The following is a 21,770-nucleotide window of genomic DNA, read 5'->3' as shown; positions in this document are numbered from 1 at the left end:
CCCTCGCTGTGGCCGTCATCTTCTAGAGGTTGGGTTTGGTGGTTTGGGTTTGTTAGCGGGGGGGCGGGGCCTGTCTGCCCGCGCGGGCCCCCGCCCCCCCCCCCCCCCCCGGGGGGGGGGCCCCCCCCCCCGGCGGCCCCCCCCCCCCCCCCCCGACACCACGACACCCGCCATCACACCGTGCGACGAAAGGCTCCGACCATGACCACCGTCGACGCCGGCCACCCCGACTTCGTGGAGTATCCGCTGGAGCACGTGCACCGGCTGATCGAACCCGGACCGGTCATCATGGTGTCCACCTTCGACGGCCGGCGCGCCAACCTGATGACCAACGGTTTCAACATGCCGGTTGCCCACGGCGCCCTCATCGGGCTCATTCTGGGCCCCTGGGACCACAGCTACGACGCGCTGCGCACCACCGGCGAGTGCGTCATCGCGATCCCTTCCATCGACCTGGCCGAACGCGTGGTCGACGTCGGCAACGTCTCCGGCCGCGACGTCGACAAATGGCAGCGGTTCGGCTTCACCCCGGCACCCGGCGCCGTGGTACGGGCACCGCTCGTCACCGAGTGCTTCGCCAACATCGAATGCACCGTCGCCGACGACCGGCTCGTCGACGACCACAACCTGTGGATCCTCAAGGGCGAGCGAGCCTGGATCGATCCCGGCAGGCGCGGAACGGGCGAGTTCCACCACCGCGGCAACGGCACCTTCGCCGGCAACGCCACCACCTTGGACCTGCGGCATCGCATGACCAAGTGGCGGTACCTGACTCACGACTGACACCGACCGGATGCGCCGGCCGTACCGGCCTCGTCACCCTCTTCTCGGCTCACGCCCCCTCGGCACGAGCCGTCACCCTCCACGCTCTCGAAGGAAGCCCACCATGACCACAATCTTGGACGAACTGCGCCGCCGCGCTGCCGACCCCGGGCGTCGCATCCTGCTCACCGGAGCCGCCGTCGTCACCATGGACCCCGGCCTCGGCGTCATGCCTCGTGCCGACCTGCTCATCGAAGGCGACCGGATCGCCGCCGTCGGCCCGGACCTCCAGGCCGAGGACGCCTTGATCATCGACGTCACCGGCGCCGTCCTGGCCCCCGGCTTCGTCGACACCCACCGGCACGCCTGGGAGGCCCAACTGCGCCGGATCATGCCCGACGTCAACGACCTCGGCGAGTACGTCACCTCCACCCTGGCCGGGATCGCTCCGGCGTACCAGCCGCAGGACATGTACATCGGAACGAAGCTGGCCGCGCTGACCGCCATCGACAGCGGCATAACCACCATGCTGGACTTCTCCCACAACTCCCGCACCGCCGCCCACTCCGACGCCGCCATCCGGGCGCTGATCGACAGCGGCATCCGGGGCGTGCACGCCTCGATGCGCCCGCACTTCGGCGACTGGGACGGCCAATGGCCCGCCGACCTGACCCGGCTCCAGGACACTTACTTCACCTCCAGCAGTGGGCTCCTCACCCTGCGCCTGGCCACACTCGCCACCGGCGAGATCGCCGGCCCCGACCTCGCCTACGGCGAACGCCTCGCCCGCACCGCCCGTGACCTCGGTATCGGCGTCAGCATCGACGCCGTCTTCGGCCTGCCCTCCTCCGAGGCCATCCTCGGCTGGGCCAAGCAAGGACTGCTCGGACCGGACGTCGCCCTCATCCACTGCACGGGCCTGACCCCGCAGGCATGGCAGGCGATGGCCGACACTGGCGCCGCGGTCTCCCTCGCTCCGACCTCGGATGCCCAGATCGGCTTGGAGAGTGCCGTCCCGGCCGTCGACGAGGCGCTCGCCGTCGGCATCCGGCCGAGCCTGAGCATCGACGTCGAAGTCGCGCTGGCCAGCGACATGTTCACGCAGATGCGCGCCCTGCACGCCATCCAGCGCATGCGGGCCGTCAACGCCGCCTACGGCACCGGCGAGCCGCCCACCCGGATCGGCGTGCACGACGTGCTCGACTTCGCCACCCTGCAGGGCGCCAGGAGCATCGGCCTCGGTGACATCACCGGCTCTCTCACCCCAGGCAAGCAGGCGGACGTGCTCGTCATCCGCGCCGAGGACCTCAACAACATGCCCCTCAACGACCCGATCGGCACCCTCGTGCTCGGCTCCGACCCGCGCAACATCGACACAGTCCTCATCGCCGGCCAGGTTCGCAAGTGGGCCGGTACCGTCCTCGACATCGACCTGGCCGGACTGCGCGAGGACGTGCGCGCCTCGCGCGACCGCGTCCTGGCCGCCGCCGGGTACCGGCACACCCGATCATGACCGGCGCAGGCCCGCCACCCGGGACCGGCCTGACCTGCGGCGCCTACCCGAACGACGGCGAGCCGGCCCGGCCGAGCCGATTTCACCGCCACCGGCGCGACCGGGACTCTCACACCCGGCGAGCGCGCCGACATCGCCGTGATCCGCATCGCCGATCCCAATGGCACTCCGGTCGGCCCCTTCACCCCTCCGCCTCCGCTCCAAAGGATTCCAGCCCATGTTCAAAAGCCCCCTTCAGCTCCTCGGACTGTTCGCCATGTTGCTCGCGTGCGCCGCTCCCAGCGGAGACCGGTCGACGCCTGCCACCCACCCGTACATCGGCATGTGGGTCACCGCCGACGGCCGTATTCGCCAGGAACTCCTGTCCGATGGCCGCTACGAAGAGGAACGCGACGGCCGCAAGCGCGCCTACACCGGCCGTTACACCGTGACCGGCACCCACATCGACTACCTCGACGACCTGGGCTTCACCGCCACCGGTGATGTTCGTGACGGCGTTCTCTACCACGAGCACCTGGTGCTCTACCGCGAGAGCTGAACACCAGCACCAACCGCCTGGTGAGCCTTGCACCCCCGCACACCGCGCCCGCAGAAAGGACAAGCCATGCCACGCAACGTGCTGACCTCCACGGCCTGCGCGGCCCTGGCGCTCATAGTGACCGCCGGGTGCGCCACAGCTCCACGACCCTCCACCACCGCCCTCGCACCCCCAGTCGGCCGCAACGCGGACGATGGTGCAGCCGACCGGGGCCGCCCCTTCGATCCGACCAACATCGCGGATCTGAACAACTAGCCGAGGTCGAAGGCGACGTCGGCGAGGTGAACCGTTTGCACCTCCGGGTCGTCGAGGAGCCTGCGCAGGTCGGCGAGTTTCCAGTGGTCGACGACGAGCCCGTACACGACGCCCTCCTCGGCCGCCCCCGAGAGCCAACCGTGGCTCAACCCGAACTCGTCGAGGTCGTCCCCTTCGTCAAGCAGTCCGACCCACCTGCGGAACTCCGCCAGCGCCGCCTCGGGCTCGGTCTCGCACTGATAGTTGAGTTCCTCCCAGCTGTGCTCCTTGGTCATGCCGCGGTTCCAGACGACCGCGTTCAACGGGGGGTCGCCGCTGGAATCGTCGTAGTAGGACGGGGAATAGATATAGGAGACGCCTCCCCCTCCGCAGAGTTTGTGCCTCCGGTTGAAGGCGACGAGCAGATCGGTGGTCATCGGGTGCGTGAACTCCATGACCGCGACGGCGTCGAGCGTCTGGGGGAGCCCGTCGATGGTCTTCCGGGCCTCCTCCGTCGGCTCCCTGGCGACGTCGGGATCCGCCTCCACGAAAGCGATCGCGTCGGCCAGACTGCCGGACGGCCCGTCGAGGGAGGGGGCCCGGACGGCGCCGAACAGGTTCTCCACGATCTCGTACTTCGTCTCTCCCTCGCCGGGACCGGCCCGGCGCGGCTCCCCCCACAGCGTGTAGGTCGTCTCCAGCAGTCTCCCGCCATCGCTGTAACCGTAGAACAGGCGCTTGTCCGGGTTCGCGACGCGGGCGGCCGTGCCGTACACCCGAGCCGTCCGCTCGTCGTCGAAGTCGATGAACACCCACAGAACCCGGTCGACCGCGCTGAAGGCCAGGAACAGCGCCGCGGTGACGGCCAGGACCTTGACCAGGGATCTGGCCACGTACGCCCAGTCGGGTTCCCTCCCGTTCACCACCGCACGCTCCTGCGACCTAGATCAAATCGGGTACGACGCACCATAGCCGCCCGGAACCTGCGTGGACAGGAAAGCTCGGTAATCAAGGACACCGTGGGCGGCCACGATGCCGCTGGAGGTGTTCGGCCGGCCCGCGATGTCCGCGGCCCAGGGCGGCGGCGAAGCCTTAGGACTTGCAGATGATCGACCCGTGGCTTTCGGGAATGCCGCTCGTTCGTATTCCTCGCCGATCGCGCCGAGGCCATCGCCACCGGCTCCGCCCTGGACGACGCCGCCCTGGCGAAGTTCATGGACGAGAACGGCGGGCCGCCGTGAGCAGCCGGCAGACATCCCGGCGGACCTCACGGCGCGACGCGATGGGCTTCACGCAGGCCGAGAACGACGTCGCCGACGTAATGATCTGGCTGCGCTGCAACCACGGGCGCGAGGTCAGCTATGCCGAAATCGCGGCCGGCGTCGAGATCCCCGACGGTCACCGGCTGCGGCAAGCCGTCCGCCTCGTCCGCGTGATCGCGGCCAACCGGGGCGACCGCCTGGAAAGGTTCCAGCCCTCAGCCAACCTCGCCCGGCGGGCGGGGACATCCCGCCCGCCAGGCTGCTCCGTGGCCTGACCGCACACGCACGGCGCGGTAGTCGCGTCCTGGGCCGTGGCCGATGTGCTGGCCGACTTGCCGAGCGTGTCGGCGTCGGCCTTGACCACATACACCTCCCAGGGCTCGTTGCCGGGGCCGTGGACCCAGACCTTGTCCTGCAGGGCATAGCAGCAGGAGGTGTCGTTCTCGGTGAAGGTGGCCAGCCCGGCCTCGGTGAGCCGCTGGGCGGTGTCGGTGACCTCGACGCCGAGGTGGTCCATGCGGATGTCCTGACCCTCCTCGCCCTCGATGAGCACCAGCTTGAGCGGGCGCTCAGCTCAGGCGGTAGGGATGATTCCGAGCTGCTGAAGGACCTTCACACCGTCGTCGAGCCCGAGCTCCTCGACGATGAGACCGTCCTGGATCTTGAGCACCGTCGTGCCGGTGAAGCGGAGCGTCTTGCCGGACGCCGCCGGCGCGGAGCCGATGGGAAGGTCATCGAAGATGATCGGCCCGGTGTGCGTGCCGCCGCCCTCCCACTGGCCGACGACGTAGTCGCCCTCGGCGATGAGGTCCGCGGTGCCCCAGAAGTTGAGGTCCGGGAACGCGGTGCGGAAATTGGTCGCGAACTCGCGCACCTCGTCGCGACCGCGCATGGGCTTGTGCAGCGAGTACTCGAACCGGATGTCCGGAGCGGCGAGCTCGTCGATGATGTCGGGGTTGAAGGGGTTGCCCCAGAACTCCGTAAACCATCGGCCGACAATGGCCTTGTTCTTCTCGAGCGACATGGGTTTGTCCTTTCTGTCGGTAGCCGCCACCGGTCCGCCAGCAGGCGTGGTGACATTTCGAAGACGCTGGTCGAAGCCGATACGTGAGATTGGCGGTGAAGATTCACGGGCGAAGGCCGGGTGTCTAGTGGAACGACCGAGCGGCCCTGTCGGAGGGAGTCCCGAGCGCACTGCTTCCGGCTTTGCACACGTCATGCGAATGGAACTTCATGGCAGTCGTAAGCCCGCGGTGGCGCCATTACAGGTTGGTCCACGTCGGGGTGTCGAACGCGGTGCTGAGCATTCGCGAGTCGGGCCGCTGAACGACCACGGATTGAAGAGGCGAAGCCTGCTGCGACAGGAATCTCCTCTTCGATGTGCAGACGCGTCCGGTCTAATCCGGTGGGGGCGTGGGCGTCCGTGATGCCTCGGTCATGCGGTCACCTCGATGGGGTGCAGGCCAAGGGCCGTGTAGATGGCCTCTGTCGCCGTGCCATCCCGGACGATCACTCGGTCGATGTTCGCCTCGCGGGCGTTACGCAGAAGTTCGATCTTGAGCACCTGCTCCACCCACGCCGCGTGGGTCGGCTTCATCCATGTCACGACGTCGCGTGGGACATCGCCGGTTGGGTCGATGATCGAGATGCCGACGGTCTCGTAGCCTCTGCACGCTACGACGACGAGGCTCTTGTCGCGGATCGTGAAGGGCATCACGTCGATGCCACCGCAGATCATGGCGGATTGGAGGAGGTCTCCGACCGCCATGCCGAGCTGAGCCGATCGGGCGCTCTTGTCCGCGAGACTCGGGAAGTAGTACGTGGCAGCGGTCGTGCGGTGCGTCTCGATCCAGTAGTTGTCGGCGTCGAAGTCGGTCAGGTCGTATTCCTTGTCCTGCCGACTGGTCATTCGCATTGTCCCCTGCACGCCCATCTGTAGCAGCGGTGCCCGCGACCGCCGGGCGCGTGACGGCCGCGGGCATGCTGAGCTGACTGATGTCAGCCATGCCGGGCGATTGCTTCCCGGCACGTGGAAGACGCCGGGTCGCACAGGAACGTGAGATTGGGGCCTGGCTTCAGGATCGCGTCAGTCCGGCCTGGCCGCGCCGTAGGCGACGTCCGCCCACAGATGCATGAGCGCGTAGGAGCGCCACGGTGCCCACGCCGTAGCGATGGTCCGCGCCCGGTCAACGGTGACGGCTCCAAGCGCCCTGCGGGCGACCAAGTCGCCGGGAGCGAAGGTGTCTGGATGCTGCATCGCGCGCACTGTGAGGTAGTCCGCGGTCCAAGGGCCGATGCCGGGGAGCGCAAGCAGGGCGCGACGCGCCTCGTCGACAGTGAGTTGCGCGAGCGTGAATCCGTTCGCCCACTTCTCGGCGACGGCCCGAAGCGTGCGGGTCCGCGCGCCGGTGAGGCCGACGGCCGCCTGCAGTTCCGCGTCGGGAATCGCCGCGAGATCCCGTGGTGCCGGGAGAGCGTGCAGACCGGCTATCGGCGTCCCATAGGCGGCCACGAGCCTGCCCATGAAGGTGCGGGCCGCGGCGAGTGAGACCTGCTGGCCGATGACCGTCGCGGCCACCGCCTCGAACTCATCGGGGTAGCCAATGAGCCGGATGCCGGGCCGGCGCTCGACCAGCGGCCGGATCAGCGGGTCCGTGGTGAGGTGATCGGCGATCCGCTCGGTGTCGGAGTCGAGGTCCAGCCAGCGTCGAATCGCGACCGCGATGCCGTCGGGGTCAGGCACCTCGTCAGGGAGGTTCGCGACGACCCCATCCTCGGCGAAGGTCATCTTCACCCGTGCAGGGCCTCCTGCGTGGGTCAGAAGCCGGGTGTAGGTGCGGCCCGGGATGTCGACTTCTTCGGCTCCTGGGATCGCGTGGGCAGCCAGCATCCGTAGAGCGATCTCAAAGTCGGTGGGACCGTTCGGGATCAGGTGTAGGAGGGGCACGATGTCCAGATTCCAGAGCTGCCCCGTCGATGCGAGCCGAGCAGATGGGTGTCGACGATGCCGATCGCCTCCATGAGCGCGTACATGGTGGTCGGGCCGACGAAGGCGAATCCGCGTCGGCGCAGCTCCTTTGACAACGCGACCGACTCGGCGGACTTCGTGGGGATCTCTGCAAAGGTCTGGGGGCAGGGCGTGCTCTCGGGTCGGAAGGACCACACCAGCTCGGCCAGGCCCATCTCCTCACGCAGCGTGATGGTGGCGCGGGCATTGGTGATGGTCGCCTGGATCTTCTGCCGGTTGCGCACGATGCCGACGTCGGCCATCAACCGCTCGACATCGGTCTCGGTGTACGCAGCGATCGCGTCCGGGAGGAAGTTGTCGAACGCCGCACGGAATGCGGGTCGCTTGCGGAGGATCGTTGCCCAGGACAGTCCCGCCTGAAATCCTTCGAGACTGACGCGCTCATAGACGCCGCGTTCGTCCGTGACCGGCATGCCCCACTCTGTGTCGTAGTAGTCGCGCAGCAGAGGGGCAGCGGCTGCCCATGCGGGCCGGGCGAGCCCGTCGTCCCCGACGACGACGCCGGGGTCGGCGGTGGTGCTGCTTGCATCCTGTGTCATTCGATCACCCGTCAAGCCCGGTCATGCGCATCGTGATGTTGATCCGGCCGCGACTGAGTCCGCATCCCTCGGGGGCGGTGCTCTCGTGCACCTTGGTGACACCGTGGTAGGCCAGTCGGGCGGGTCCGCCGAAGACGAAGAGGTCGCCGGAGGCCAGCAGCACGTCGGTATAGGGTTTGCCGCGGCTTTCCGTGTTGCCGAATCGGAACGTGCAGCTATCGCCGATGGACAGCGATACGACCGGGGCGCGGGAGATCTCGTCCTTGTCCTGGTGCATTCCCAACCGGGCCTCCGCGTCGTAGTAGTTCACCAGCGCGGTGTCGGGCGTATAGGAGCGGATCGCGGCTGCGTCGTGGCCAGTGGCCTTGAGGGCATCCCGTCCCAGGCGGATCATCCAGTCGGGGAACGGAAGGACACGGGCGCCGTTCACGTCGGTGGCCTCTCGCGTGTACTTGTACGGTTGCCAGTGCCAGCCCAGACATACTGTGCGCACCGACATCTCGTGTCCGCGGACCTTCGCGGCGCGGATGGGGACAGGGCCCTGCACCCACTCGCGGAACTGACCCACGATCCACTTCTGCTGTTCCCGAGTCAGCCAATCAGGGACCAGGATGGCGCCCGGGGCGACCTCTCCTCCGTCACGCTCGGGGATCTCCGGAGTGAACAGTGCTGTCATCGCTTGCCCTCCGTGTGTGTGAGGTGCACGAGGGAATCGTGCGCAACGAGCCAGGAGGTACCGTCTGCGTTTGCGCCGGTCAGGCCGTCCAGATTGGTCAGTCCGACGAGTGCGAGAGTGCGCGGGTCGCCGATTCCGGTGGTCGCGAGGGTGCGTGCGGGGCTCCAGGGAGTCGACCACAGCAGCCGCCGGGTCATCTGTGCCCAGCCGGTTGCCGGCCCGACCATCACCCACAGGTCGGGGTCGGCGGCGGCGAACCGTGACGCGTGACGCAGCCAGGAGGCCCCGGTCTCGGGCCAGGTGATCGTATCGAGAGTTCCGCCTCCTGTGCGATCCCAGGCCGATTCGATCAGGCGTGAGGTCGCAAGGGCGTGAGGGGTGCGGCCGGAGCCGATCACGATATTGCGGGCACGGCGGTCGCGAGCAATTCTGATGACGGTCGCGACCTCGGCATCCGTAGCCGTCAGGTCCGCGTCATGACTCGCTGACGCCTTCAGTAAGGGGCTGGTCAGGGCTTCCATCGTTCGCCGTTCTCCCGGGTGGTCTTCCACGTCTGATGGCGGTCCCTGCAGCAGGCTCCGCAGGGGCGGAACCCGGCGGCGACCGCCGTGGCCTCGTCAGCGAAGAAGACCCGGTGCTTCACGTAGCCGCCGCGAGCGATGGCGCGCAGCGCGGCGGGACAATCGAGTCGCCCGTAGATCTTCGAGCCGCGATGGCCGCCCCACAGCCCCTTGACCGCAGACCGATAGGGACGGCCGTCCGCCCCCAGAAGGGTGTACGTCTTCGTTGCGTCGCTCATGCGGCGTCATGGAAGACGAGAGCGAGGGTGTGACGTTCGCCGGACCGGATGGCGGATACGCCGTGCCGAACCGGCGCGGCGGACCATCCGCGGGCGGACTTGACGGGGCGGTCGCGGGTGGTGAAGAGGTATCCGTGACCGTGCGGCAGCAGCGTGGCCGTGCCCCGCGACTGGGCGCGCGGGCGCTGTTCCAGCAGCAGGAACTCGCCACCCGTGTGATCCACGCCGGGCTCGTTGAGGTTGATCACGACCTGCAACGGGAACACGAGGTCGCCGTACAGGTCGCGATGCAGAGCGTTCCAATCCTTCTCGCCGTAGTGGAGCAGGATCGCCGAAGGCTTCGTCTGGCCGGCGTCGTGGCACATCTGAAGCCACTCATCAAGCGAGTCCGGCCACGGTGCGGGCCGGCCGAGCTTGGTCCACCAGTCGCGGGCGATGGGAAGCAGCCGCGGGTACAGCGCCTGCTTGAGCCGCTCGATCGGTTCCGGGTACGGCGCGTTGAAGTATCGGTACTGGCCCTCACCGAAGCGGTGCCGGCCCATGTTGACGGTGCTGCGGAACAGGCCGTCCTGCTTGTACAGCTCCCTGATCTCCACGGTCTCCTCCGGGGTCAGCAGTTGCGGCAGCAGTGCGCCGCCGTACTCGTTGACCTCTGTGGTGATCGCCTCCCAGTCGCCGGACTCGACGCGGCTGTACCACCGATCCGTCTTCCTCCGGGTCGTCTTCGCGGTGTTCATGCCGCGGCCTCCAGATTCAGCAGCGTGGTCTTGGCTTCGAGTCCGCCGATGTAACCGCCGAGCGTGCCGTCGGTACGCAGCACACGGTGGCACGGGACGACGATCGGCAGCGGGTTGGTCGCACAGGCGGTGCCCACCGCTCGGACGGCCTTGGGGTTGCCGACGAGCTCGGCCATGTCTCGGTAGCTGCGGGTCTGGCCGTACCCGATCTCGGGCAGATGCGTCTGCACGAGGCGCCGGAATCCGCGAGACAGGGACAGGTCCAGTTTCAGGTCGAAGACCTGGCGGTGCTTGGCGAAGTACTCGTCGATCTCGCGAGCCACTTCGTCCAGCCGCTTCGGGGCGCGCAGGATGCGCGGGCTGAGCTTCTGGCCGAGGGCTTCCAGGACTCGATCGTGGTCCTCGCGGGCGTACGCCACGCGGACCAGCCCTTCCGGGGTGGCGGCGAGCAGCAACTTGCCGACAGGTGAGTCGATGGTGGTGTAAGCGACATCGACGAGATTGGCTCGCTCTGCCGCCTGCTCCAGACGGCGGTGGAGCCGACTGAGAGTGCCGGCGTCCACAGGCGTCGACAGCAGGGCGGTCATGTCGTCATCGTGGCGAATGTCGTTCATGATGATGCTCCTTTTGTGATCGCGCCCGGATATTTCTTCCTGAGATTCTTGAGCCCGTCTGCGGCGGCTCTTCGGGCCGCCTCAACGGTGCCGCCGAGGATCTCCGCGATCTCGGCGTATGCCAGCCCCGCCACATAGCGGTAGGCGACAGCCTGGCGTTGTTTGCTCGGGAGCCCTTTCACCGCGGCCCACAGGTCAGAGTCCCCAGAGTCCGGGATGTCCCGCCCCGTCGGTGCTTCCGGTACCTCGTCGACGGGCAGGGGATTCCTTTTCGCGACACGCAGCACGTCGATCGCCTTGCGATGCGCGATCGTCACGAGCCATGCCTCCACGTTCGCCGTCTCAGGCAGGTCGGGATAGGCGCGCAGGGCGGAGAGGAAGGTCTCCGACCATGCGTCGTCCGCGTCGTGCGGGCCGAGGACGACCCGGCAGACGCGCAGCACGGTTGCGCCGTGCTGCGCGACCACGTTCTCGAACGGTTGTTTCATATCCATCCCATTGACGACATACTTTCGGTGACAAACGTGAGGTTTACGGTCAGAACAACCGTCCAGCGCTGACCGCAGGCGGCTCCTCAAGCTCCAGTAGCGCCTGCTTGCGTTCCAGTCCGCCGGCGTATCCGGTGAGGGAACCATTGGAGCCGACGACGCGGTGGCACGGCACGAAGACGCACAGCGGGTTCGCACCCACGGCCTGTCCGACCCGTTGCGCGAGACTGCGGTCTCCGACCTGCTCGGCGATACGACCGTAGGTGGTCGTGTCACCACACTGAATGCTCTTCACGATGTCCCAGACGGCGTGCTGGAACGCGTCACCCTCGGCGGCGAGCGGAAGATCGAACTGCCTGCGCCGACCCGCCAGGTAGTGGCGCAGCTGTCGGGCAGCTTCGTTCAGCAGCGGGTCCGTGGAGCCGGCCACCTCGGGGCCGAACGTCTCCTGCGAGGGCCGGCGGACATGGTGCCTGAAGTACAGGCCGGCAATCGTCTCGCCCTTTGCAACGAGCGTGATCGGTCCAAGGCGGGTCTCGATCACGATGTGTCGAGTGCTCATCTGCGTTTCCCTTCTCCTGGCTGGTAGACGTGCGCCGCTCGCAGAACGTGAGATTTCAGATGGTGTCGTTGCCGGTCGCCGTGCTAGGCGGCTGTAGGAAGCCTGCGGAGCTTCTCGCGAAGAAGCGTGCTCGACACGCCCGCGGCGTAGGGGAAGCAGACGACTCGCACACTGATCTCGGCAAACAGCGACTCGTAGGCATCCTGGCCCGCCGTGCCCTTCCAATCGCAGAATGCGACGGACCAGCCGCTCCCGTGCCCTACGAGAAGCTGTACAGGACGGCGAACGACACGCTCGTGGACTTGGTCTCCTGGCCCCTGAAGGTCACCGGCAACCAGTAACCGGCACCAACGATCCAGGACGGCTCATCGGAGGCCGTCCGCACGCCCGGGACAGGGTCCGGCCGACGGGTGCTGTACGGACCGCCCGGCGCGCTTTCGGGGACGCCGGGGGCCTCTCGCCGTGACGTTGGCCGCGGTACGGCCGGGCTTTCCCGTCCTGCCGATGCCGATGCCGATGCCGATGCCGACGCCGACGCTGACGCTGACGCTGACCGCGTCCCGCCGGAGCTGATCAGGGCGGGGGCCCGATATGTCAGGCTACCTTGACGTCAAGGTAGCCTGACGAAATACTCGAACCATGTCCACTCCTGACGAGCTTGAACGCCGGTTCACGCTGCTGACCGCAGCCGCGCGCTACGACGCGCTACGCACCCGTGACGCCCTGGCCGCACCGGCCGATGAGGACGACCCCGCGCTCACACCGCCCGACCCCGACGCGGAGCCCCTGACCCGGGGCGAGGCGCTGGAGCTTCTCGCGCTGGGCGAGGTGATCGCGCGGAAGGCGGGCTATGGACGCCAGCTCTCCGTGCGCTCCGCCCGCCGAGCCGGCGCCTCGTGGTCACAGATCGGTGCCGCCCTGGGAACCAGCAAGCAGGCGGCGTGGGAGGCCCACAACCGATGGATCGACGAACAGGCCGGGGAACGCGACGGTCACTGGGGCTGGGACGAGAACGACGTGGCGGCCGCACGCATACTCGCCGGCGACCCCGAAGTCGAGGGTGCGGAGTGAGCAAGCATGGCGAGACCGCCCCTGCCTGGGGACGCGGGCGGGCCGGGCGGTGGTTGAGCCCGCCCGCGTCACGCACCGCACGGGAGCTTCCTCGCGCTCGCGGGGTACGTCGCTTGCGGCACGGCGGCCCAGGTCGGGGAATCAGAAGTAGCCGATACTGGCCGAGGTGGAGGTGAGGGCCCAGCGGTGGAGGAGCGAGGTCGTCTCGGCCTCGCGCATCTGGGCTTTCAGTCCCTCGATGGTGCGGTCGCAGAGCAGCAGCGGTTCGGGGGTGGGCCAGGTGGCGATGGCGTGGAAGAGACGGCTGCCGGTGCCGTACAGCACGGCCCAGCCGGGCCAGGTGATCTGCAGTATCGCGGCCTCGGTGCGGGCTTCGTGGTCCCAGGTGTAGTGCGGGACCGAACCGGGGGGCACGCCGTCGCGGTGACGACCGCGAGGGCGGGCAAGGCGTCGCCGGATCACGAGATCACCTGCCCGGCGGCCCGCTGCCGCGCCTGTCGTGCGATGGCCTCCTGTCGGTCGGTCTCGGCGCGCAGGGCCTCAAGGCTGTCGGCGTCGACCGTCCGTTCGGCTCCGGCGTGAAACGCCAGGGCGCAGAAGGGCCTCTCCCGGCTGGCCCACAGTCGTCCGGCGTCACTGAGGATCAGCCGCCAACCGGGAATGGTGGTGGATTCAGCATCGGTCATTGATTGGACCTCCATCCGATCAAGGGCCCGTCCGGTCGCTCGCATGGTTGAACAGGCCCGTTTTGTGAGGTGAGGAGGGTGTGGAGGGGGGCGTCGTACGGGCCGGGCGGCCGGTAAGAAGACGGGGTCATCGCTGCGCGGTGCATGCGGACAGCGTGGCCGTCGCGGGGGACGGCGAAGTATCACAGGTTCGTGAAACTCGAATTCGCTACGGTAGGCCGAGCCAGCTCGCGAAGCCGCTGAGGCTTCGGGGACGTCGTCGTTCGAGGTTGACGAGCATTCGGACGGTTTCGCGGACCATCGGATGGTTGCGGGTCTGTTGAGGGGCGGCCCGACGGGCGGCGAGCAGTGTCTCCAGGGCCTTCTGGCGGTTGCCGTGGTAGAGCCAGCCGCGCGCCAGGTCGATGTAGTGGTGGCCGAGCCGGACAGGTGCGACCGCTGGAGAGAGTGCTGTGTGCTGAGCGCGGCGGATTGCTTCGCCGCCGTCGTACATCTCCACTGCGGCTGCGACCTCGTGCATGATCACGTTGGAGGGGCCGAATTCCAGGCCGTAGTGGTTCGCGTCCTGGCCCAGTACGCGGGCGGCCTCGCGGGCGTGTTCGATGTGGTCGAACGCGGTCTGCCGGTCAGCCGCACGGGCAGCGAAGATCGCGGATCGGAGATGGGCCGCGCCGTACACGCTCAGTTCGGCGGCGGTCAGCCGGCCGAGGTCCTCGCCGACCTCGCGCCGTATCCGATCCAGGAGGATCAGCCCCTTGTCGTAGGTGGCCGTCGCCAGGAACAGCGTCGAACGCTGCCACTGCGTGCGGGCGACCCGCAGCGGGTCCTGTGACGCCTGGGCCGCCCATGCCACGCGATCCATGGCGAGGCCCCGCAGGTCGAAGTAGCCCAGCGTGTAGGCGATCGCCGTCACCCCGGTGTACGCCTCGGAGAGCAGCCCGAAAAGTTCGTCACGTCGGGCTCCCTCGCTGGCGTGAACGGCTCGCGTCAGCTCTTCCAGCAGGCCCGGAAGCATCTCCCCGAGCTGGATGTACCGGGCCTGCCTGCCCAGTGCGGACGCGCGCCGCACGTCCGCGCGGAGCTGCTCTGTCGGCGGCGGTGGGACGTCCTCGTCGGGCAGGTCCCAGGACAGGAGTGCTCGTCGGAGCTGCGGGACGCACTCGTGGATCCGGTCCTCTCGCGTGCCGGGGTCACGGTACGGCTGGCCGGTCAGCTCACCGAGCTCGATCCGCAGGGTCCGCGCCACAGCGGTGATAAGGGCCTGCGTGGCCGGTTTGTGCCCCCGTTCGACCTGGGCGATCAGGCTCTTGGAACAGGGCACTCGGTCAGCGAGTTGCTGCTGCGTCAGACCACGCAGCTTGCGAGCCTGGGCGATCCGCCGCCCGACAGCTTCTTCGGCGGCTGGGCCATTCGTACTGCCGTCGCGCATGAGCAGGCCCCACACGTATCTGTAACGGTCCTTACAGCCTCAGGCTACGTGCGGAGCCTTTGGTGTGTCAGGGGAACGTCGTGCGGATCGGTTGAGCGGCGATGGCGGGTGCGCCACTCGGCCTTCGCGTGACCATGGGGAAGACCCTTGACAGTGGGATTTCCGGAGGTCACGCTGTTGCGTATAGCGCTGCTTGTTCTGCTTTACGAAACCGGGGTTTGTTGCGATGATCCCTGTCTGCCCCCTCACGGCCCTTCCTCCGGGTGAGGCCCATCGGCTCGACGTCGACCCGCCCATCGCTGTCTTCCACACCGAGGACGGCGAGATCTACGCCGTGGACGACACCTGCACCCACCAGGACGCCTCACTCTCCGACGGGTGGCTGGAGGGGTGTGAGATCGAGTGCCCCCTGCACGCCTCCAGCTTCGACCTGCGGACGGGACGCCCGAGCAGCCCCCCTGCCAAGCTGCCGCTGCGCACCCACCGGGTGGTGGTCTCCGACGACACCGTCTACGTGGTGCCCTCCGAGGAGCCGCCGAACCTGCCGCCCGGCGTGCGCGCGGGTACCGCATGACGCCGGCGCGCGCCCTCCCCGGCAACGGCCGCCCCAACCCGTCGACATGGCAGACCAGGGAGCGATCGTGACCGCGAGAAGCCTGCCGCCCAGCGTGATCGCCACCCTGCCCGGCGGCTACTACACCGACGAGAACGTCTTCGCCCTGGAGCAGGCCCGCGTCTTCGAGTCGATGTGGTTCTGCGTCGTCCGTGCCTCCGATCTGGGAAAGCCGGGGGCCTTCAGAACCGTCCAGGTGGGCCGGGAGAGCGTCCTGGTCACCAGGGCCAGGGACGGCTCGATCCGGGCCTTCCTCAACGTGTGCCGTCACCGCGGCGCCCGGATCCGCACCGAGGAGTCCGGCGAGGTCAAGCGGGCCTTCCAGTGTCCGTACCATGCCTGGACCTACGACCTTGAGGGCAGGCTGATCGCCGCGCCGAACCTGACGAAGATGCCCGACCTCGACCGGGTCGAGTACGGGCTGGTCAACGTGGCCGTGCGCGAGTGGATCGGGTACGTGTGGGTCTGCCTGGCCGACGAGCCGCCGTCGTTCGAGGCGGACGTGATCGGCGAGGCGACGGCCCGGCTGGGCGACGAGCGGGCCATCGAGAGCTACGACATCGCTAACCTGGCGGTGGGCCGCAGGATCGTCTACGACGTGCGGGCGAACTGGAAGCTCATCGTGGAGAACTTCATGGAGTGCTACCACTGCGCCACCATCCACCCCGAGCTCACCGAGGTGCTGCCGGAGTTCGCCGACGGGTACGCGGCGCAGTCCTTCGTCGGGCACGGGGCGGAGTTCGGCGAGGAGATCCAGGGGTTCACCGTCGACGGCTCGGCGGGGGTGGACCGCATCCCCGGAGTCGGCGAGGAGCAGGACCGCCGCTACTACGCGATCACCATCAAGCCGCAGGTCTTCGTCAACCTGGTGCCCGACCACGTGATCCTGCACCGGATGTTCCCGCTGGCGGCCGACCGGACGATCGTGGAGTGCGACTGGCTCTTCCGCAAGGACGTCGTGGACGCGGGCACCGATCTCGGCCCGTCCGTGGAGCTCTTCCACCGGGTCAACGAGCAGGACTTCGCGGCCTGTGAGAGGTGCCAGCCCGCGATGAACTCCCGCGCGTACGCCCGGGGCGGGGTCCTGGTGCCCAGCGAGCACCACATCGGAGCCTTCCACGACTGGGTGATCGGCAAGCTGGGGACCGGGGCCGGCTGACGGCGGGAAGGCGCCTATAGTGTGCCCGACCCGCAATTCACGGGGTCAGGGTGAGGGAAGGAGACGCGAGGATGGCCAGGAAGGCTCCGCGCGACGACGTCAACGAGGACGGCATTGAGATCGGGCCTCCCAAGGAGTGGGCAGCGGGCATACCAGGGGTGACCCGATCGCTACTGACCGCCAACGCCCAGATGGGTGTCGGCCGCACCCTTCTCACCCTGGCCGGGGTCAACCAGAAGGAAGGCTTCGACTGCCCGGGCTGCGCCTGGCCCGAGGGCGAGCACCGCAGCCCGTTCGAGTTCTGCGAGAACGGCGCGAAGGCGGTGGCCGAGGAGGCCACGGTCCGCAGGGTCACCCGTGACTTCTTCGCCCGGCACACCGTCGACGACCTGGCCGGGCACACCGAATACTGGCTGGGCCAGCAGGGGCGGCTCACCGAGCCGATGCACAAGCCCGAGGGCTCCGACCACTACGTGCCGGTGAGCTGGGATGACGCGTTCTCCCTGATCGCGCGGGAACTGCGCGCGCTGGACAGCCCGGACGAGGCGCTCTTCTACACCTCGGGGCGCACCTCGAACGAGGCCGCGTTCGCCTACCAGCTCCTGGTGCGCAGGTTCGGCACCAACAACCTGCCCGACTGCTCCAACATGTGCCACGAGTCCAGCGGCTCGGCGCTCAACGAGACCCTCGGCATCGGTAAGGGCACGGTCTCGCTGGAGGACCTGTACCGGGCCGACCTGATCTTCGTGGTCGGTCAGAACCCCGGCACCAACCACCCGCGCATGCTCTCGGCCTTGGAACGGGCCAAGCGTGAAGGCGCCCGGATCGTCGCGGTCAACCCGCTGCCCGAGGCCGGACTGCTCCGCTTCAAGAACCCGCAGCGGCCGTCGGGGTTGGTGGGCAAGGGTACGACGCTGTCCGATCGCTTCCTGCAGATCCGGCTCAACGGTGACCTCGCGCTCTTCAAGGCGATGTCGCTGCTGCTGCTCGAAGCCGAGGAGGCCGCCCCCGGCACCGTGATCGACCGTGACTTCGTCGAGGCGCACACCCACGGCTTCGACGACTGGGCCGAGGACCTGCGTTCCCTGGACTGGGCGGAGGTCGAGGAGGCGACCGGGCTGGACCGCCCGGCCATCGAGGAGGCCGTACGGGAGGTGCTGGGCGCGAAGTCGGTGATCGTGTGCTGGGCGATGGGGCTCACCCAGCACAAGAACTCCGTCGCCACCATCAGGGAGGTCGTCAACTTCCTGCTGCTCCGTGGCAACGTGGGCCGCGCGGGCGCGGGGGTCTGCCCGGTCAGGGGCCACTCCAACGTCCAGGGCGACCGCACCATGGGCATCTACGAGAAACCACCGGCCCGGTTCCTGGACGCGCTGCGCGACGAGTTCGGCTTCGAGCCGCCCCGCGAGCACGGCTTCGACACCGTGGAGGCGATCAGGGCGCTCCGCTCCGAGCAGGCGAAGGTCTTCATCGCGATGGGCGGCAACTTCGTGTCCGCCACCCCCGACACGGCGGCGACCGAGGAGGCGATGCGCCGGGCCAGGCTGACGGTGCAGGTCTCCACCAAGCTGAACCGCTCGCACGCCGTGTGCGGGCGCGAGGCGCTCATCCTCCCCACGCTGGGGCGCACCGAACGCGACGGCGATCGTTTCGTCACGGTCGAGGACTCCATGGGCATGGTGCACGCCTCGCGGGGCAAGCTGCGGCCCGCCTCCGACGACCTGCTCTCCGAGGTGGAGATCGTCTGCCGGCTGGCCGTGGAGCTGTTCGGCGACGACCCGCACGTGCCGTGGCAGGAGTTCGCGGCCGACTACGACGCGATCCGCGACCGCGTCTCCCGGGTGGTGCCCGGATTCGACGACTTCAACGTCCGGGTCCGGGCTCCCGGCGGCTTCGCGCTGCCCAACGCGCCCCGCGACGAGCGCCGCTTCCCGACCGCGACGGGCAAGGCCAACTTCACGGTCAACGACCTGGAGGTGCTGCGGGTGCCGCCGGGGCGGTTGCTGCTCCAGACGGTCCGCAGCCACGACCAGTACAACACCACGATCTACGGCATGGACGACCGCTACCGGGGCGTGCGCAACGGCCGCCGGGTGGTCTTCGTGCACGCCGACGACCTGGCCGAGCGGGATCTGGCCGACGGGGACATGGTGGACCTGGTCAGCGAGTGGCCCGACGGGGAGCGCAGGGCGGAGTCCTTCCGCGCGGTCGCCTACCCGACCGCGCGCGGCTGCTGCGCCGCGTACTTCCCGGAGACCAACGTGCTCGTGCCGCTCGACTCGGTCGCGGAGACCTCCAACACCCCCACCTCCAAGAGCGTGGTGGTCAGGCTCGTCCGGCGTACCCCAGGCGATGGCTGATGTCGCGGGCGCCGGCGATCACGAGCGGTGCCAGCTCGTGCAGCCGGTCCTCGCCGAAGCGGTACGCGGGGCCTGACGCGCTGACCGCGGCGACGATCTCACCGTCGTAGGAGCGGATGGGTGCGGCGATGGCGTTCAGGCCGATCTCGTACTCCTCGACGGTGACCGCGTAACCCCGCTCGCGGGCCTGGAGAAGCTGCTTGTCCAGGGCGGCGGCGGAGGTGATCGTGCTCGGGGTGTAGCGCTCCAGGCCGGCCGCGGTGACCAGCCGGGTCCGGTGCGCCTCGTCGAGGTAGGCCAGCAGGACCTTCCCGCTGGAGGTGGCGTGCAGCGGGGTGAGCTGGCCGACCCAGTTGTGCGTGGTGACCGCCGCGGGCCCGCGTACCTGGTCCAGGTTGACCGCGTAATGGGAGCGCAGCACCGCCAGGTTGACCGTCTCGCCGAGTTCCTCGGCGAGACGACGGCAGACCGGGCGGCTCTGCTGGGTCAGGTCGAGCCGGGAGGCCACCCCGCCCGCGAGGCGGATGAGGCCGAAGCTGAGGCGATATTTTCCCCGGTCCTCCGCCTGCTCGACCAGGCCGCGCGCCTCCAGCGCGCCCAGCAGCCGGAACGCCGTCGACTTGTGCACCGATATCTCCTGGGCTATCTCGCTCACCCCGGCCTCGCGGCGCTCGGCGAGGATCTCCAGGATGGTGATGGCCCGGTCGACGGACTGGACTCCACCGCTGCTGTCGGTGCGACCGCCGAGAGGATCGTTGCCCATAGCGCAACTGTAGGTGCTGGAAAGGGAACGAACGTCATCGGGGACGACAATATCCGTTGCGAATAGTGCACCTTATTGCGCCATTAGCTACAATTTCGAACACTGTTCCTGCTTGAGCGAGGCGAGGCGGACATGTACGACTTTGTCATCGTTGGAGGTGGCTCGGCCGGAAGCGCCCTCGCCAACCGGCTCTCCGCCGACCCCGCCAACCGGGTGCTGGTGCTGGAGGCGGGTCGCCCGGACTACCCGTGGGACGTCTTCATCCACATGCCGGCCGCGCTGCCCTTCCCCATCGGGAACCGCCTCTACGACTGGAAGTACGCCTCCGAGCCCGAGCCGCACATGAACGGCCGCCGCATTTACCACGCCAGGGGCAAGGTGCTGGGTGGCTCAAGCAGCATCAACGGCATGATCTTCCAGCGGGGCAACCCGCTGGACTACCAGCGCTGGGGCGCCGACCCCGGCATGGAGACCTGGGACTTCGCCCACTGCCTGCCGTATTTCAAGCGCATGGAGAACTGCCTGGCCGCCGACCCCGCCGACCCGATGCGCGGGCGGGGCGGGCCCCTCGTGCTGGAACGCGGACCGGTGCGCAACCCGCTGTTCGGGGCCTTCTTCGAGGCGGTGCAGCAGGCCGGATACCCGCTGACCGACGACGTCAACGGCTACCGCCAGGAGGGCTTCGCCCGGTTCGACCGCAACATCAGCAGGGGGCGCCGGCTGTCCGCCGCCCGCGCCTATCTGCACCCGGTCGCGAAGCGCCCCAACCTGGAGGTCAGAACGCGGGCGTTCGTCACCGGAATCCTCTTCGAGGGAAAGCGCGCCGTCGGCGTCGAGTACGACGGCCGGACGGTCCGCGCGGGCGAGGTCATCCTCTGCGGCGGCGCGATCAACTCACCGCAGCTGCTCCAGCTCTCCGGGGTGGGCGACGCCGCCGAGCTGGGCGCCCTCGGCGTCGACGTCGTGCACGACCTGCCGGGCGTCGGCGAGAACCTCCAGGACCACCTGGAGGTCTACATCCAGTACGGCTGCAGGCGGCCGGTCTCCATGCAGCCCGCGATGAAGTGGCGCAACCGGCCGTGGATCGGCGCGCGCTGGCTGTTCGCGCGGAGCGGTCCCGGTGCGACCAACCACTTCGAGGCGGGCGGCTTCACCCGGAGCAACGACGATGTCGACTACCCCAACCTGATGTTCCACTTCCTGCCCATCGCGGTCCGCTACGACGGCTCGGCTCCGGCGGGCGGGCACGGCTACCAGGTGCACATCGGGCCGATGTACTCGGACTCCCGAGGCTCGGTGAAGATCAGGAGCACCGATCCCCGGGTCCACCCGGCGCTCCGTTTCAACTACCTGTCCACCGCGCAGGACCGGCGCGAGTGGGTGGAGGCGGTCCGCGTCGCCCGGGACATCCTCAACCAGCCGGCCATGGACGAGTTCAACGCGGGAGAGCTGTCGCCGGGGCCCGGGGTCGAGACCGACGAGGAGATCCTCGACTGGGTGGCCAGGGACGGCGAGACCGCGTTGCACCCCTCGTGCACCGCGCGGATGGGCGTCGACGACATGTCCGTGGTGGACCCGCTCTCCATGCGGGTGCACGGCCTCGAGGGACTGCGTGTGGTGGACGCCTCGGTGATGCCGTACGTGACCAACGGCAACATCTACGCGCCGGTCATGATGGTGGCGGAGAAGGCGGCGGACCTGATCCTGGGCAACACCCCGCTCGCCGCCGAGCACGTCGACTTCTACCGGCATCGCGACGGCTCCGCCCGCTGACCGTAAGCCCGTTCGGTCCGCTTTCACCTGGCATGTCGGACTCTCGCCGGGGTGCCGCTCGCCCGCGCCCTGAAGAAGTCGTTCGGGTAACCGGCCGTTGTGCCTGTTCACCGATCAGGTAATGGCGGGGGTGGGTTTCTTACGATTGAGCTGGCATGGTAACG

The 21,770-nt window shown here is 68.5% G+C and carries 27 protein-coding genes and 1 pseudogene; 9 read left to right on the top strand and 19 right to left on the bottom strand.

All coding sequences use genetic code 11. The features are described 5' to 3' along the window. Positions 1–201: 201 nt before the first annotated feature. The 4 genes from ABT061_RS35765 (at position 202) to ABT061_RS35750 (ending at position 3,068) form a co-directional block, all read left to right on the top strand. Positions 202–783, top strand: a complete 582-nt coding sequence (locus ABT061_RS35765; protein ID WP_350926425.1) for a flavin reductase family protein — start codon at positions 202–204, stop codon at positions 781–783. Positions 784–886: 103 nt separating this feature from the next. Then, a complete protein-coding gene (locus tag ABT061_RS35760) occupies positions 887–2,275 on the top strand; it encodes an amidohydrolase family protein (protein ID WP_350926423.1) in 1,389 nt (462 codons plus the stop codon). A 217-nt stretch (positions 2,276–2,492) separates the two neighbouring features. Continuing rightward, entirely contained in the window at positions 2,493–2,813 is a 321-nt protein-coding gene (locus ABT061_RS35755) for an Atu4866 domain-containing protein (protein ID WP_350926421.1), read from the top strand. A 66-nt stretch (positions 2,814–2,879) separates the two neighbouring features. Continuing rightward, entirely contained in the window at positions 2,880–3,068 is a 189-nt protein-coding gene (locus tag ABT061_RS35750) for a hypothetical protein (protein WP_350926419.1), read from the top strand. Here the strand turns inward: ABT061_RS35750 and ABT061_RS35745 are convergent. The 15 genes and pseudogenes from ABT061_RS35745 to ABT061_RS35675 form a co-directional block, all read right to left on the bottom strand. After that, the gene (locus ABT061_RS35745; protein WP_350926417.1) at positions 3,065–3,970 is read right to left on the bottom strand and encodes a hypothetical protein; all 906 of its coding nucleotides are present in this window, start codon (positions 3,968–3,970) and stop codon (positions 3,065–3,067) included. The genes ABT061_RS35750 and ABT061_RS35745 overlap by 4 nt on opposite strands. A 344-nt stretch (positions 3,971–4,314) precedes the next feature. Further along, entirely contained in the window at positions 4,315–4,461 is a 147-nt protein-coding gene (locus ABT061_RS35740) for a hypothetical protein (protein ID WP_350926415.1), read from the bottom strand. 146 nt (positions 4,462–4,607) lie between these two features. After that, positions 4,608–4,883: pseudogene (locus ABT061_RS35735) on the bottom strand (glyoxalase/bleomycin resistance/dioxygenase family protein); the annotation flags it as partial. Further along, positions 4,884–5,333: an ester cyclase gene (locus tag ABT061_RS35730; protein ID WP_285704414.1), complete on the bottom strand. Its 450-nt coding sequence runs from the start codon at positions 5,331–5,333 to the stop codon at positions 4,884–4,886. 411 nt (positions 5,334–5,744) lie between these two features. Beyond that, entirely contained in the window at positions 5,745–6,242 is a 498-nt protein-coding gene (locus ABT061_RS35725; protein WP_350926413.1) for a hypothetical protein, read from the bottom strand. A 153-nt stretch (positions 6,243–6,395) separates the two neighbouring features. Beyond that, on the bottom strand, positions 6,396–7,256 hold the full coding sequence (locus ABT061_RS35720) for a DNA-3-methyladenine glycosylase family protein (RefSeq protein ID WP_350926411.1): 861 nt from the start codon (positions 7,254–7,256) through the stop codon (positions 6,396–6,398). After that, entirely contained in the window at positions 7,238–7,876 is a 639-nt protein-coding gene (locus tag ABT061_RS35715) for a DNA-3-methyladenine glycosylase I (RefSeq protein WP_350926409.1), read from the bottom strand. The genes ABT061_RS35720 and ABT061_RS35715 overlap by 19 nt, the downstream gene beginning before the upstream one ends. 4 nt (positions 7,877–7,880) lie before the next feature. Continuing rightward, a complete protein-coding gene (locus tag ABT061_RS35710; protein ID WP_350926407.1) occupies positions 7,881–8,552 on the bottom strand; it encodes an alpha-ketoglutarate-dependent dioxygenase AlkB family protein in 672 nt (223 codons plus the stop codon). Continuing rightward, positions 8,549–9,073, bottom strand: coding sequence for a hypothetical protein (locus ABT061_RS35705; RefSeq protein ID WP_350926405.1), 525 nt, complete (start codon positions 9,071–9,073; stop codon positions 8,549–8,551). The genes ABT061_RS35710 and ABT061_RS35705 overlap by 4 nt, the downstream gene beginning before the upstream one ends. Continuing rightward, the gene (locus ABT061_RS35700; protein WP_350926403.1) at positions 9,061–9,351 is read right to left on the bottom strand and encodes an Ada metal-binding domain-containing protein; all 291 of its coding nucleotides are present in this window, start codon (positions 9,349–9,351) and stop codon (positions 9,061–9,063) included. The genes ABT061_RS35705 and ABT061_RS35700 overlap by 13 nt, the downstream gene beginning before the upstream one ends. Beyond that, on the bottom strand, positions 9,348–10,088 hold the full coding sequence (locus tag ABT061_RS35695) for a 2OG-Fe(II) oxygenase (RefSeq protein ID WP_350926401.1): 741 nt from the start codon (positions 10,086–10,088) through the stop codon (positions 9,348–9,350). The genes ABT061_RS35700 and ABT061_RS35695 overlap by 4 nt, the downstream gene beginning before the upstream one ends. Then, entirely contained in the window at positions 10,085–10,702 is a 618-nt protein-coding gene (locus tag ABT061_RS35690; RefSeq protein WP_350926399.1) for a methylated-DNA--[protein]-cysteine S-methyltransferase, read from the bottom strand. The genes ABT061_RS35695 and ABT061_RS35690 overlap by 4 nt, the downstream gene beginning before the upstream one ends. After that, complete coding sequence (locus ABT061_RS35685; RefSeq protein WP_350926397.1) at positions 10,699–11,169, bottom strand: RNA polymerase sigma factor; 471 nt, start codon at positions 11,167–11,169, stop codon at positions 10,699–10,701. Before ABT061_RS35685 ends, ABT061_RS35690 begins: the two co-directional genes overlap by 4 nt. A 70-nt stretch (positions 11,170–11,239) precedes the next feature. After that, entirely contained in the window at positions 11,240–11,734 is a 495-nt protein-coding gene (locus ABT061_RS35680) for a methylated-DNA--[protein]-cysteine S-methyltransferase (protein ID WP_350926395.1), read from the bottom strand. Positions 11,735–12,011: 277 nt separating this feature from the next. Further along, positions 12,012–12,137 carry a hypothetical protein gene (locus ABT061_RS35675; RefSeq protein WP_350926393.1) on the bottom strand — a complete coding sequence of 42 codons (126 nt, stop codon included), beginning with the start codon at positions 12,135–12,137 and terminating at the stop codon, positions 12,012–12,014. Between the two features lie 254 nt (positions 12,138–12,391). Between ABT061_RS35675 and ABT061_RS35670 the strand changes: the two genes are divergently transcribed. Next, entirely contained in the window at positions 12,392–12,823 is a 432-nt protein-coding gene (locus tag ABT061_RS35670; protein ID WP_350926391.1) for a hypothetical protein, read from the top strand. A 141-nt stretch (positions 12,824–12,964) separates the two neighbouring features. On the opposite strand, the gene ABT061_RS35665 is transcribed toward ABT061_RS35670, so the two are convergent. From ABT061_RS35665 to ABT061_RS35655, 3 genes are all read right to left on the bottom strand, one after another. Then, positions 12,965–13,285 carry a hypothetical protein gene (locus ABT061_RS35665; RefSeq protein ID WP_350926389.1) on the bottom strand — a complete coding sequence of 107 codons (321 nt, stop codon included), beginning with the start codon at positions 13,283–13,285 and terminating at the stop codon, positions 12,965–12,967. Beyond that, entirely contained in the window at positions 13,282–13,509 is a 228-nt protein-coding gene (locus ABT061_RS35660) for a hypothetical protein (RefSeq protein WP_350926387.1), read from the bottom strand. The genes ABT061_RS35665 and ABT061_RS35660 overlap by 4 nt, the downstream gene beginning before the upstream one ends. Before the next feature lie 208 nt (positions 13,510–13,717). Then, positions 13,718–14,953 (bottom strand): helix-turn-helix domain-containing protein, encoded by a 1,236-nt coding sequence (locus ABT061_RS35655; RefSeq protein ID WP_350926385.1) that lies wholly within the window; start codon positions 14,951–14,953, stop codon positions 13,718–13,720. A gap of 211 nt (positions 14,954–15,164) precedes the next feature. Between ABT061_RS35655 and ABT061_RS35650 the strand changes: the two genes are divergently transcribed. The 3 genes from ABT061_RS35650 to ABT061_RS35640 all read left to right on the top strand — a co-directional run bounded on the left by ABT061_RS35650 (position 15,165) and on the right by ABT061_RS35640 (position 19,070). Continuing rightward, positions 15,165–15,512 carry a bifunctional 3-phenylpropionate/cinnamic acid dioxygenase ferredoxin subunit gene (locus ABT061_RS35650; RefSeq protein ID WP_350926383.1) on the top strand — a complete coding sequence of 116 codons (348 nt, stop codon included), beginning with the start codon at positions 15,165–15,167 and terminating at the stop codon, positions 15,510–15,512. A gap of 46 nt (positions 15,513–15,558) precedes the next feature. Beyond that, a complete protein-coding gene (locus ABT061_RS35645) occupies positions 15,559–16,710 on the top strand; it encodes an aromatic ring-hydroxylating oxygenase subunit alpha (RefSeq protein ID WP_502991552.1) in 1,152 nt (383 codons plus the stop codon). A gap of 71 nt (positions 16,711–16,781) precedes the next feature. Then, complete coding sequence (locus ABT061_RS35640) at positions 16,782–19,070, top strand: FdhF/YdeP family oxidoreductase (RefSeq protein ID WP_350926379.1); 2,289 nt, start codon at positions 16,782–16,784, stop codon at positions 19,068–19,070. On the opposite strand, the gene ABT061_RS35635 is transcribed toward ABT061_RS35640, so the two are convergent. Next, positions 19,036–19,833, bottom strand: coding sequence for an IclR family transcriptional regulator (locus tag ABT061_RS35635; protein ID WP_350926377.1), 798 nt, complete (start codon positions 19,831–19,833; stop codon positions 19,036–19,038). The genes ABT061_RS35640 and ABT061_RS35635 overlap by 35 nt on opposite strands. 132 nt (positions 19,834–19,965) lie before the next feature. Here ABT061_RS35635 and betA point away from each other — a divergent pair, with 132 nt between their 5' ends. Next, entirely contained in the window at positions 19,966–21,606 is a 1,641-nt protein-coding gene (gene betA / locus ABT061_RS35630; protein ID WP_350926375.1) for a choline dehydrogenase, read from the top strand. Positions 21,607–21,770 lie beyond the last annotated feature (164 nt).

This window comes from Streptosporangium sp. NPDC002544 (assembly GCF_040295965.1).
GTDB lineage: Bacteria > Actinomycetota > Actinomycetes > Streptosporangiales > Streptosporangiaceae > Streptosporangium.
The sequence above is the reverse complement of the archived record's forward strand: the minus strand, read 5'-3'. Positions and strand labels throughout refer to the sequence as shown.

Excerpts from the sequence above, each read along its gene's own strand:
- ABT061_RS35765 (WP_350926425.1), top strand. The coding sequence starts at position 202 with ATGACCACCGTCGACGCCGGCCACCCCGACTTCGTGGAGTATCCGCTG.
- ABT061_RS35760 (WP_350926423.1), top strand. The coding sequence starts at position 887 with ATGACCACAATCTTGGACGAACTGCGCCGCCGCGCTGCCGACCCCGGG.
- ABT061_RS35755 (WP_350926421.1), top strand. The coding sequence starts at position 2,493 with ATGTTCAAAAGCCCCCTTCAGCTCCTCGGACTGTTCGCCATGTTGCTC.
- ABT061_RS35750 (WP_350926419.1), top strand. The coding sequence starts at position 2,880 with ATGCCACGCAACGTGCTGACCTCCACGGCCTGCGCGGCCCTGGCGCTC.
- ABT061_RS35730 (WP_285704414.1), bottom strand. The coding sequence starts at position 5,333 with ATGTCGCTCGAGAAGAACAAGGCCATTGTCGGCCGATGGTTTACGGAG.
- ABT061_RS35725 (WP_350926413.1), bottom strand. The coding sequence starts at position 6,242 with ATGGGCGTGCAGGGGACAATGCGAATGACCAGTCGGCAGGACAAGGAA.
- ABT061_RS35715 (WP_350926409.1), bottom strand. The coding sequence starts at position 7,876 with ATGACACAGGATGCAAGCAGCACCACCGCCGACCCCGGCGTCGTCGTC.
- ABT061_RS35710 (WP_350926407.1), bottom strand. The coding sequence starts at position 8,552 with ATGACAGCACTGTTCACTCCGGAGATCCCCGAGCGTGACGGAGGAGAG.
- ABT061_RS35705 (WP_350926405.1), bottom strand. The coding sequence starts at position 9,073 with ATGGAAGCCCTGACCAGCCCCTTACTGAAGGCGTCAGCGAGTCATGAC.
- ABT061_RS35700 (WP_350926403.1), bottom strand. The coding sequence starts at position 9,351 with ATGAGCGACGCAACGAAGACGTACACCCTTCTGGGGGCGGACGGCCGT.
- ABT061_RS35695 (WP_350926401.1), bottom strand. The coding sequence starts at position 10,088 with ATGAACACCGCGAAGACGACCCGGAGGAAGACGGATCGGTGGTACAGC.
- ABT061_RS35690 (WP_350926399.1), bottom strand. The coding sequence starts at position 10,702 with ATGAACGACATTCGCCACGATGACGACATGACCGCCCTGCTGTCGACG.
- ABT061_RS35670 (WP_350926391.1), top strand. The coding sequence starts at position 12,392 with ATGTCCACTCCTGACGAGCTTGAACGCCGGTTCACGCTGCTGACCGCA.
- ABT061_RS35660 (WP_350926387.1), bottom strand. The coding sequence starts at position 13,509 with ATGACCGATGCTGAATCCACCACCATTCCCGGTTGGCGGCTGATCCTC.
- ABT061_RS35650 (WP_350926383.1), top strand. The coding sequence starts at position 15,165 with ATGATCCCTGTCTGCCCCCTCACGGCCCTTCCTCCGGGTGAGGCCCAT.
- ABT061_RS35645 (WP_502991552.1), top strand. The coding sequence starts at position 15,559 with ATGGCAGACCAGGGAGCGATCGTGACCGCGAGAAGCCTGCCGCCCAGC.
- ABT061_RS35640 (WP_350926379.1), top strand. The coding sequence starts at position 16,782 with ATGGCCAGGAAGGCTCCGCGCGACGACGTCAACGAGGACGGCATTGAG.
- ABT061_RS35635 (WP_350926377.1), bottom strand. The coding sequence starts at position 19,833 with ATGGGCAACGATCCTCTCGGCGGTCGCACCGACAGCAGCGGTGGAGTC.
- betA (WP_350926375.1), top strand. The coding sequence starts at position 19,966 with ATGTACGACTTTGTCATCGTTGGAGGTGGCTCGGCCGGAAGCGCCCTC.